The sequence below is a fragment of the Pseudoflavonifractor phocaeensis genome (assembly GCF_016901735.1).
Taxonomy (GTDB): Bacteria; Bacillota; Clostridia; order Oscillospirales; family Oscillospiraceae; genus Pseudoflavonifractor_A.
The window spans coordinates 1-10,242 of the sequence record NZ_JACLZC010000081.1 but is presented as its reverse complement, the minus strand read 5'-3'; the positions used below and the strand labels follow the sequence as shown (position 1 = coordinate 10,242).

The window sequence follows — 10,242 nt, the reverse complement described above, 5'->3', positions numbered from 1 at the left end:
TATCCCCCCTTCTGCCCCTTTTGGTCCAGGCCCTTTTCGGGAAAAGGGCCTGGCGCCGCCCGCGTAGGGCCGTTCCTATATGGAAAATCGAAAAACGATCCTGCGGCAACCTGCATCCTTCCCGCAGGATACTCTTATTTTGATAGGAGACAACAGGCTTTTTCGACAAGCCGGACGCCGCCCAACGGGACTACGGACGGCTGAGACATACCCCTGCTCAGATTTTGAAAGCATAAAAAAAGACCTGAAATCTTGCAATTTCAGGTCTTTTCTGGTGGAGATAAGCGGGATCGAACCGCTGACCTCTTGAATGCCATTCAAGCGCTCTCCCAGCTGAGCTATACCCCCATGTCCCTAATCAATGCGCGCACTGTGTCGCTCTGGTGGAGATAAGCGGGATCGAACCGCTGACCTCTTGAATGCCATTCAAGCGCTCTCCCAGCTGAGCTATACCCCCACATCGTTAGGGACCCTATGCAATTGTTCGGGCTTTTCTTCCCGATGGTGGAGATAAGCGGGATCGAACCGCTGACCTCTTGAATGCCATTCAAGCGCTCTCCCAGCTGAGCTATACCCCCATCTGCTGACCGGCCGCCGCTTTTCGGCGGCACCGAACGAATGATATTATAGCGCTGTGCATCCCATTTGTCAACCGTTTTTTCCGCTTTTTTTCTTCTTTTTTCCGGACGCGGTTTTTCCCCGCCGTTTCCTCCCGCTTTCTACTCCTCCGCCCCGTATTTCAGCTCTTTTCCGTCCTTCCCGTACTTCTTCCGCTTTCCCGTCAATTCCGCAATGGTGATGCGGAAAATGGCCGTCCGCTTCAGACTCCCCGCTGCCATCCGGTCAAACTGCTCCAGATGCTCCGGGCAATACCGCTTGGTCAGCGTCCACAGCGCCGCCCGCTTTTCCTCCGGATCGGTCACCTCCCGCACCGGACCGCGCACCACCGCGCTCTCATATTCCGTGGTATACTCCTCCGGCACCACATGGGTGTCCCCCACCGCCGTCACGCACACCCACGGCCGGACCCGCAGACATGACGCCTTCTCCCCCTCCATGGCGCTGTGGAGGATCAGCTCCTCCCCGTCCCGCACCAGGCTCACCGGCACACAGTAGGGCATTCCAGCTCCATCCACCATGGCCATGGTCATCCACTGGGCCTTGTCCAGCACCGAAAGGGCAAACGCCCGCCCCATCTCCCGATCCTTCCGCCGCATACCTCTGCTCCTTTCTCCTCACTCGTTTCCTTCTATTATAAAGACCGCTCCCGCCCTCCGCAAGTTCTTTTCCAAAAGGACTTGACATCCGTCCTCAGTTGTATATAATAACGTATGAGTAATAGTTCATATGTTTACAGAAGGAGGGGGTCCCATGTCCCACCAAACCGACGACGCGGCCAGCTGCGACTGCGTCCGCGTCCATCACGAAATCGTCGATCGGGTCAACGAATCCATGCCCGACGAGGAGATCCTCTATGACCTGGCCGAACTGTTCAAGATCTTCGGCGACTCCACCCGTATCAAAATCCTTTACGTCCTTTTCGCGTCGGAAATGTGCGTGTGCGACATCGCCAACCTGCTGGGTATGAGCCAGTCCGCCATTTCCCATCAGCTCCGGGCCCTCAAGCAGAGCAAGCTGGTCAAGTACCGCCGGGAGGGCAAAACCGTCTTTTATTCCCTGGCCGACAGCCACGTCCGTACCATCCTGGATCAGGGTATGGAACATGTGGCGGAATGACTTCCACGGAATCTATGGATCAAAGGAGTGTGTGTGATGAAAAAGCGCTTTAAGCTCGCCAATCTGGACTGCGCCAACTGCGCCGCCAAAATGGAGGACGCCATCCGCAAGCTGGAGGGCGTTCACGATGTGACCGTCAGCTTTCTGACCCAGAAGCTGACGCTGGACGCCGACGACGGCCGGTTCGAAGAGATCCTGGACCAGGCGGCCCGGATCTGCCGCAGGGTGGAGCCGGACTGCGTGATCCTCCGCTGAATCGTCCCACGGATCGGAGGTATCTTCATGGACCGCAGACAAAAAAAGACGCTGGCCCGTATCCTGGCCAGCGGCGTGCTGCTGGGCGCGGCGGCCCTTCTCCCCCTGACGGGCTGGATGCGGCTGGCCGCCTTCCTCCTCCCCTACGCCGTCATCGGCTGGGATGTGCTGTGGGAGGCCCTGGGCAGCATCGCCCGCGGACAGGTATTTGACGAAAATTTCCTTATGTCTCTGGCCACCATCTGCGCCTTTTGCATCGGCGAATACCCGGAAGCCGTCTTTGTCATGCTCTTCTACCAGGTGGGAGAGCTCTTCCAGTCGGTGGCGGTGGGACGCTCCCGCCGCTCCATCGCCGCTCTGATGGATATCTGCCCCGAAACCGCCAACCTGGAGCAAAACGGCCAGGTGGAGGAGGTAGACCCGGAGGAGGTGGCGGTGGGACAGGTGATCCTCATTCGCCCCGGCGAACGGGTGCCCCTGGACGGCGTGGTGCTGGAGGGGACCTCCTCCCTCAACACCGCCGCTCTCACCGGCGAGGCCCTCCCCAAAACTGTGGCGCCGGGGAGCGACGTGGTCAGCGGCTGCGTCAACCTCAACGGCGTCCTCCGGGTCCGGGTCACCCGGCCCTTTGCCGATTCCACCGTCTCCCGTATCCTGGAGTTGGTGGAAAACGCCGCCGGACGAAAGGCCAGGGCCGAGCAGTTTATCACCAGATTCGCCCGCTGGTATACCCCCGCCGTGGTCATCGCCGCCGCGCTGCTGGCCCTCATCCCGCCTCTTCTCTTCCAGGGGCTCTGGCAGGACTGGCTGGGCAGGGCCTGCTCCTTCCTGGTCATCTCCTGTCCCTGCGCCCTGGTCATCTCGGTACCGCTGGCCTTCTTCGGCGGCATCGGCGGCGCCTCCAGAGCCGGTATCCTGGTCAAGGGGGGCAATTTCCTGGAGGTACTGGCCCGCACCGATACGGTGGTGTTTGACAAGACCGGCACCCTCACCCAGGGGGTGTTCCACGTCACCGCCATCCATCCGGACCATATCTCCCAGGCCCAGCTGGTGGAGCTGGCCGCCCTGGTCGAGTGCTGGTCGGACCATCCCATCTCCCGCTCCATCCGGGAAGCCTACGGAAAAGAACTGGACGCCGCCCGGGTGTCCGATGTGACGGAACTCCCCGGCCGCGGCGTCCAGGCAAAGGTGGATGGAACACAAATTTTTGTGGGCAATGATACGCTGATGGAGGACATCGGCGTAAAGTGGCATCCCTGCCACCGGGTGGGCACCACCGTCCATGTGGCAGTGGAAGGGGAATACGCCGGACATCTGGTCATCTCCGACGCCGTCAAGCCGGACGCCGCACAGGCCATTCAAGCCCTACGGGCCGCCGGCGTGACCAAAACCGTTATGCTCACCGGCGACGCCCAGGCAGTGGGCCAGGCCGTGGGCCGGGAGCTGGGGCTGGACCAGGTCTATGCCCAGCTCCTCCCGGACGACAAGGTGGCGCGGGTGGAGGACCTGCTCCGCCAGGAGCCCCCAGGCGGCGCTCTGGTCTTTGTGGGGGACGGCATCAACGACGCCCCTGTTCTCTCCCGGGCGGACGTGGGCATCGCTATGGGCGCCATGGGCTCCGACGCCGCCATCGAGGCGGCCGATGTGGTCCTGATGGACGATCAGCCCTCCAAAATCGCCGTCGCCATCGCGATTGCCCGTAAAACCCTGTCCATCGTCCGGCAAAATATTATCTTTGCCCTGGCGGTCAAGGCGGTGGTGCTGGTGCTGGGCGGCATGGGCTATGTCTCCATGTGGTTGGCCGTCTTTGCCGACGTGGGCGTGGCGGTTATCGCCATTGTCAACGCCATGCGGGCCCTGAAATAATCAGCCTACCTGGGCAAAATACTGGATGATGCCCTCCGCCATGCCCTGGGCCAGCTTCATCTGGTACTTGGAATCACACAGATTCATCAGCTCGTTGTGGCTGGACATGAAGCCGGTCTCCACCAGAACGGCGGGCATATTGGTCTTGCGCAGCACGGTATAGTCGGAATTGTTCCGAATGCCGCGGTTGATGGTACCGGTGGCGGCGGCGGTGGCGTCCTGGACCGCCTGGGCCAGCTTCTGTCCCTTGGTGCTGCCGGTGGAATAGAAGGTAAAGAGGCCCTCATAGGTGGTGTTGTTCTCCAGGGCGTTGCAGTGGATGCTGATGAAAATGTCGGCGTCGATGTCGTTGGCCACCTGGCACCGGTCGGACAGGGTCATATAAGTATCGCTGTCCCGGGTCATGACCACGTTATATCCCTCTTCCACCAGCAGGTCCCGCAGCATGAGACTGATGGGCAGGGTGATGTCCTTTTCCATGATGCCTTCATAGTAGGCGCCGGAGGCCGAGCCGCCGTGGCCGGGGTCGATGACCACCGTGGCGCTGCTGGGGTCGATGGGTACCACAGGAGTGGGCACGGGAATGGGCTCGCCGTTCTCCGTGTCGTCGTCGTGGTAGGCGATGACACGGACGCCGCCCACCTCTTTCTGTACCAAAATATTGTCGGTATAAGTATACCCGTCCTTCAGGTCAAAGACCACCCGGAGGGTATGCGGATAGCCGTATCCCAGGTCATCTTCATGTTCTGCGTAACGCACCGTGGAGATGACCTCGTTTTCTACCGGGATGGTGTCCGATCCGCCGTTATAGGCCGCCCCCAGAATGTCGATGACCAGCCGGTTGCCCAGGTCGGTCACCTGATACTCCGGCACATGGTCGGTGGCGATGAATACGGTCTGGGCGTTGTCGTCCTGCTCGATACGCAGCACCTTGCCCTGGTCGGGATTGGGGGACACCGGCTCCTCTTCCTCCGGCTGGGAGAGAATGGAAGCCGTAAAGGTGGCGTTGTCCCACTCCACCTGGGCCCCCAGCATCTCGGAGACGAACCGGAGGGGCACCATGGTGCTTCCCGTGGAAGCGCCGGGCAGCACCACCGCCATGGCGGGCACGCCGTCGGGCAGCTCCCTGCGTTCTCCGTTGACGGTGGCGGTGGCCGAGCCCAGGGTCAGTACGATCACGGTCTCATCCAGGCGGATGATGACCTGCCGGGTCTCGTTTACCCACTGGACATCGGCGTCCATGGCCTCCGAAACCAAGCGGACGGGCACCAGGGTGCGTCCGTTGCCGCCTTGCTGCGGATAATAGACCAGAGCGGAGATGTCGGTGGGCGCCAGCGCTTCTCCGTCCATGGTGAGAAGAACGCGGTCGGTGACGACATCGGCGCTGTAATCTTTGCTCTCTTCCCGATAAAATTGAACGGTCAGCGTCCCGGCGGGACCGGCGGCCTGGGCCGGGACCAAAATGACCAGCAGCATCAGCAATAAAAGACAGGTTCGAACGATGTGTTTTCTCATGGCAGGCTCCTTACTTTAAGCAGTGAAAAATCGGCGGGGGAAATCTTCCTCATTCTATCTTATTTGACGGGATACGTCAACCGGGACAGGACAAAAGGTTGACATAAACCGCGAAATTTTTTCCCGCCCCTTGCGCTGGATGGACAAACTTGATATGATAAAGGGGCCATTTTATTTTGCATGTACGACCCATGCAATTGGAGGTTATCAACATGTTGAACATCACACGCGCCGGCGTATATTACCGGAATGGCGCTTTTCTCCCCGTTCAGGAGGGCGCTGCCGCCGGCCTGCCCGCCCCCGCTCAGGCACGGGAGGGCACCATGGCCTATGCCATCCTCAAGGCCCACAACACCCTGGACTCCATGGACCGTCTGGCCATCCGCTTTGACGCCATGGCCTCCCATGACATCACCTATGTGGGCATCATCCAGACCGCCCGCGCCTCCGGCCTGACGGAGTTCCCCCTCCCCTATGTGCTCACCAACTGCCACAACTCCCTGTGCGCCGTGGGCGGCACCATCAACGAGGACGACCACGTCTTTGGCCTCTCCGCCGCCAAAAAGTACGGCGGTGAGTTCGTCCCCGCCCACCAGGCCGTCATTCATTCCTATATGCGGGAGCGGTACGCCGCCCCCGGCCGGATGATCCTGGGCTCCGACTCCCACACCCGCTACGGCGCTTACGGCGCCATGGCCATCGGCGAGGGCGGACCCGAGCTGGCCCGGCAGCTCCTCAACAAGACCTACGACATCGCCTATCCCCCGGTGATCGCCATTTACCTCACCGGCGCGCCCCGCCCCGGCGTGGGCCCCCACGACGTGGCCCTGGCCCTGGTGGGCGCCACCTTCAAGGAGGGTGTGGTCAAAAACGCCGTTATGGAGTTCTTCGGCCCCGGCGTTGCCAGCCTCTCCATGGACTACCGCTCCGGCATCGACGTGATGACCACTGAGACCGCCTGCCTGTCCTCCGTCTGGTCCACCGACGAGACCACCAGAGAGCATCTGACCCGTCTGGGCCGCGGCGAGAGCTACCAGCCCCAGCAGCCCGCTGACGGCGCTTACTACGACGGCCTCATCGAGGTGGACCTGTCCGCCGTCGAACCCATGATCGCCCTCCCCTTCCACCCCTCCAACGCCTTCACCATCCGGGCGTTTAAGGCCAATATGGCCGACCTGCTCCATCAGGTGGAGGTGGACGCCGCCCAGCAGCTGGGCGTCCAGAACGCCGCCCCCCTCGCCGACAAGATCGTCAACGGCCAGTTCCGTGCCGACCAGGGCGTCATCGCCGGCTGCTCCGGCGGTACCTATCAGAACCTGGTCCGGGCCGCCCAGATCCTGGACGGCGCCGCCGTGGGCTCCGACGCCTTCTGGCTCTCCTGCTACCCCGGCTCCATGCCCGTCAATCTGGAGCTGACCCGCCAGGGTTATATTTCCTCCCTCATGGCGGCCGGCGCCTCCATCCGCTCCTGCTTCTGCGGGCCCTGCTTCGGCGCGGGCGACGTGCCCGCCAACGGCGCCTTCTCCATCCGCCACTCCACCCGCAACTTCCCCAACCGGGAGGGCTCCAAGCCCGGCGAGGGCCAGATCTCCTACGTCGCCCTGATGGACGCCCGGTCCATCGCCGCCACCGCCCGCAACGGCGGTATCCTCACCGCCGCCGACGAGCTGCCCGACGTCCCCGCCGACCGCCCCGACGAGAGCTGGAACTACGACGACAGCGCCTACAAGGCCCGGGTCTACTACGGCGTGGGCCATCCCAAGCCGGAGACCGAGCTGGTCTTTGGCCCCAACATCGCCGACTGGCCCGAGCAGGTGGCCCTCCCCGAAAACCTCCTGCTCACCGCCGCCGCCGCCATCTATGACCCCGTCACCACCACCGACGAATTGATCCCCTCCGGCGAGACCTCCTCTTACCGCTCCAACCCCCTCCGCCTCTCCGAGTTCGCCCTCTCCCGCAAGGACCCCCGTTACGTCCCCAGGGCCAAGGCCGTGCTGGAGCTGGAGCGCCGCCGCCGCGTCGATCCCACCGACTCCGCCGTGGTGGAGGCCCTGGACGGACACGACGGCAAAACCACCGGTCTGGGTACCTTCGTCATGGCCATCCGCCCCGGCGACGGCTCCGCCCGGGAGCAGGCCGCCTCCTGCCAGCGGGTGCTGGGCGGCTGTGCCAACCTGTGCCAGGAGTTCGCCACCAAGCGCTACCGCTCCAACGTGGTCAACTGGGGGATGCTCCCCTTCACCAGCCCCGATGTGGCCGACTGGAAAATCCGGCCCGGCGACAAGCTCTACCTGCCCAACATCCGCGCCGCTGTGGAGCGGGGCGACGAGGTCATCTCCGCCCTGCTCATCCAAAGCGGCAAGGAGACCCCCGTACAGCTCTTCCTGCCCAACATGACCCAGGAGGAGCGGGACATCGTGCTGGCCGGCTGCCTTATCAACTACTACGCCCGCTGAGCCGTTCAGCTGTGAACAAAGTGTAAAAGACGCACATAATGTGGAAAATACGACAGTTTAGGGCTTGAAAGCCCCCGTCATTTCCTGTATAATATCGTGTTGTCTACGCGAAGGCGTTCGCGTCACAGGATTTATTACGAGAGGACTGAAATTATGAGCGCATCCAGAGAAAAGAAGCAGCGGCAGAACGACCCTGCCGGAGGGCTCACCCAGAAGCAGATCCAGGAGCGTAAGGAGGAGGCCATCCGGAAGCGCAATCATATCATCTATGGTATCATCGGCGCTGTGGTGGTCGTCCTTGTGGCTGCTCTGCTGGTGTGGGACTCCGGCTTCTTCCAGGGCCGCAGCACTGCCATCACCGTGAACGGCCGCAGCTTTACCCCCGCGGAAGTGGCCTATTACTACTATTCCAACCGCAACATGTACGCCAACTACGGTCTCATTGACTCCACCCAGTCGGACAAGGAGACCATCTATGACGAGGAGTCCGGCCAGACCTATTACGATTTCTTCCTGGATTCCGCCAAGAGCTCCCTGGAGCTCATCGCCGCCGAGCTGGACGGCGCTTCCGCCGAGGGCGTGACCCTCAGCGAGGAGAGCCGCCAGAACGTGGAGGACACCATCCAGCAGGTCAAGGACGAGGCCTCCACCTACGGCTATCCCTATGAATCCTACCTGAAGGCCGCCTATGGCCAGTATATGACCCCCTCCGCCTTCAAGAGCTGCCTGGAAAACGCCGCTCTGGCCAGCCAGTACGCCACTGAGTATCAGGACTCCCTGACCTACGACGAGGCCGCTCTGGACGAGTACTATCAGTCGAACAAGGACAGCCTGGACACCTTCGTCTACCGCACGCTGTACTTTGACGGCGCCGCCGCCACCGTCACCGACGAGGACGGCAACACCGTGGAGGCCACCGAGGAGGAGACCCAGGCCGCCATGGACGCCGCCAAGGCCAAGGCCGACGCCATGCTGGCCGAGCTGGAAGCGGGCGGCGACTTCGACACCCTGGCCCAGGCCGCCGTGGACGCCGCCGGCGAGGGCGTCATGAGCTATAACGGCGAGATGACCACCATCGGCAGCAGCCTGAGCGGTTCCTCCGCCGCCGGCTCCGCTGCCGCCACCTGGCTCAAGGGCGACGCCCGCACCGCCGGCGAGTACGGCGTTGTCTCCTCCGACAGCGGCTACTATGTGGTGCAGTTCGTGGAGCGCTACCTGGACGAGACCCCCACCGTGGACGTGCGTCATATCCTCATCAAGGCTGAGACCACCGACGAGGACGCCGAGGATGAGAGCGGCAACGCCATCCCCAGCGACGAGGCCATGACCGCCGCCCAGGAGGAGGCCCAGAAGCTGCTGGATGAGTTCAACGCCGGCGACAAGACCGAGGATTCCTTCGCCGCCCTGGCGGAGGCCAACTCCGACGACCCCGGCTCCAGCTCCAACGGCGGCCTGTACACCAACGTCCGCAAGGGCGCCATGGTGGACAGCTTCGACGCCTGGATCTTTGACGAGAGCCGTCAGCCCGGTGACACCGGCCTGGTGGAGAACACTTACAGCGGCCAGCAGGGCTGGCATGTGATGTACTTCGTGGGCCAGAACGTGCCCTACTGGCAGTACACCGCCACCAACTCCCTCAAGAGCACTGATATGACCGAGTGGCAGACCCAGCTGGTGGAGGGCTACGAGGCTGTCGAGGCCGACGGTCTCCAGTATCTGACCGTGAGCTGACACACCCCACAATCCAAATCCACAAAGGCCCGCTGCATCCTCTTTGCGGCGGGCCTTTTTTTCAGAAAGGACGCATCATGAACGAAGCCTTTGGACGCACCGGAATGATGCTGGGCGAGGCAGCCATGGACCGGCTGTGGAACAGCCATGTGGCCGTCTTTGGTCTGGGCGGCGTGGGCAGCTGGGCCGTGGAGGCCCTGGCCCGCTCCGGCGTGGGCACCCTCACCCTCATTGACCAGGATACCGTCAGCCTCACCAACCTGAACCGTCAGCTGGGCGCCCTCCACTCCACCCTGGACCAGCCAAAAGCCCAGGTACTGGCCCAGCGGGTCCGGGACATCAGCCCCGACTGCACCGTCTATCCCGTGACGGCCCGCTATGACGCCCAGCACCGGGAGGACTTTTTCACCCGCCGCTACGACTATATTCTGGACGCCATCGACCTGGTGTCCTGCAAACTGGACCTGATTGAGACCGCTCTCCACCGGCAGATCCCCATCTTGTCCGCCCTGGGCACCGGCAACAAGCTGGACCCCACCCGCTTCCGCATCGGCGACATCTCCAAGACCGAGGGCTGCCCCCTGGCCCGGGTCATGCGTAAGGAGCTGCGGGCCAGAGGCATCCACCACCACCGGGTGCTCTGGTCGCCCGAGCCGCCCGCCCCCACCGGCCAGAGCGGCGA

Annotated in this window: 8 protein-coding genes and 3 tRNA genes; 6 read left to right on the top strand and 5 right to left on the bottom strand. The window is 62.7% G+C overall.

What is annotated here, in order from left to right; genetic code table 11:
- Window positions 1–272 precede the first annotated feature (272 nt).
- From H7U37_RS13375 to H7U37_RS13360, 4 genes are all read right to left on the bottom strand, one after another.
- Window positions 273–348: transfer RNA gene (locus H7U37_RS13375), tRNA-Ala, on the bottom strand.
- Window positions 349–381: 33 nt separating this feature from the next.
- Window positions 382–457: transfer RNA gene (locus tag H7U37_RS13370), tRNA-Ala, on the bottom strand.
- A 45-nt stretch (window positions 458–502) separates the two neighbouring features.
- Window positions 503–578: transfer RNA gene (locus tag H7U37_RS13365), tRNA-Ala, on the bottom strand.
- 141 nt (window positions 579–719) lie between these two features.
- Entirely contained in the window at window positions 720–1,217 is a 498-nt protein-coding gene (locus H7U37_RS13360; protein WP_204876427.1) for a pyridoxamine 5'-phosphate oxidase family protein, read from the bottom strand.
- A 154-nt stretch (window positions 1,218–1,371) separates the two neighbouring features.
- On the opposite strand from H7U37_RS13360, the gene H7U37_RS13355 reads away from it, so the two are divergent.
- The 3 genes from H7U37_RS13355 to H7U37_RS13345 are packed head-to-tail and all read left to right on the top strand — an operon-like array spanning window position 1,372 to window position 3,858.
- Entirely contained in the window at window positions 1,372–1,737 is a 366-nt protein-coding gene (locus H7U37_RS13355) for an ArsR/SmtB family transcription factor (RefSeq protein ID WP_204876426.1), read from the top strand.
- 36 nt (window positions 1,738–1,773) lie between these two features.
- Window positions 1,774–1,992 (top strand): cation transporter, encoded by a 219-nt coding sequence (locus tag H7U37_RS13350; RefSeq protein WP_204876425.1) that lies wholly within the window; start codon window positions 1,774–1,776, stop codon window positions 1,990–1,992.
- A gap of 27 nt (window positions 1,993–2,019) precedes the next feature.
- On the top strand, window positions 2,020–3,858 hold the full coding sequence (locus H7U37_RS13345) for a heavy metal translocating P-type ATPase (RefSeq protein WP_204876423.1): 1,839 nt from the start codon (window positions 2,020–2,022) through the stop codon (window positions 3,856–3,858).
- On the opposite strand, the gene H7U37_RS13340 is transcribed toward H7U37_RS13345, so the two are convergent.
- Window positions 3,859–5,373 (bottom strand): N-acetylmuramoyl-L-alanine amidase family protein, encoded by a 1,515-nt coding sequence (locus tag H7U37_RS13340; RefSeq protein ID WP_204876421.1) that lies wholly within the window; start codon window positions 5,371–5,373, stop codon window positions 3,859–3,861.
- 212 nt (window positions 5,374–5,585) lie between these two features.
- Here H7U37_RS13340 and H7U37_RS13335 point away from each other — a divergent pair, with 212 nt between their 5' ends.
- The 3 genes from H7U37_RS13335 to H7U37_RS13325 all read left to right on the top strand — a co-directional run.
- Window positions 5,586–7,829, top strand: coding sequence for a hydratase (locus H7U37_RS13335; protein ID WP_204876419.1), 2,244 nt, complete (start codon window positions 5,586–5,588; stop codon window positions 7,827–7,829).
- A 153-nt stretch (window positions 7,830–7,982) separates the two neighbouring features.
- Window positions 7,983–9,560, top strand: a complete 1,578-nt coding sequence (locus H7U37_RS13330; protein ID WP_204876417.1) for a peptidylprolyl isomerase — start codon at window positions 7,983–7,985, stop codon at window positions 9,558–9,560.
- A gap of 77 nt (window positions 9,561–9,637) precedes the next feature.
- Window positions 9,638–10,242: tRNA threonylcarbamoyladenosine dehydratase (locus tag H7U37_RS13325; RefSeq protein ID WP_204876415.1), on the top strand; the 605-nt coding region annotated here is incomplete at its 3' end.

Coding starts and splice junctions, on each gene's coding strand:
- H7U37_RS13360 (WP_204876427.1), bottom strand. CDS start 1,217: ATGCGGCGGAAGGATCGGGAGATGGGGCGGGCGTTTGCCCTTTCGGTG.
- H7U37_RS13355 (WP_204876426.1), top strand. CDS start 1,372: ATGTCCCACCAAACCGACGACGCGGCCAGCTGCGACTGCGTCCGCGTC.
- H7U37_RS13350 (WP_204876425.1), top strand. CDS start 1,774: ATGAAAAAGCGCTTTAAGCTCGCCAATCTGGACTGCGCCAACTGCGCC.
- H7U37_RS13345 (WP_204876423.1), top strand. CDS start 2,020: ATGGACCGCAGACAAAAAAAGACGCTGGCCCGTATCCTGGCCAGCGGC.
- H7U37_RS13340 (WP_204876421.1), bottom strand. CDS start 5,373: ATGAGAAAACACATCGTTCGAACCTGTCTTTTATTGCTGATGCTGCTG.
- H7U37_RS13335 (WP_204876419.1), top strand. CDS start 5,586: ATGTTGAACATCACACGCGCCGGCGTATATTACCGGAATGGCGCTTTT.
- H7U37_RS13330 (WP_204876417.1), top strand. CDS start 7,983: ATGAGCGCATCCAGAGAAAAGAAGCAGCGGCAGAACGACCCTGCCGGA.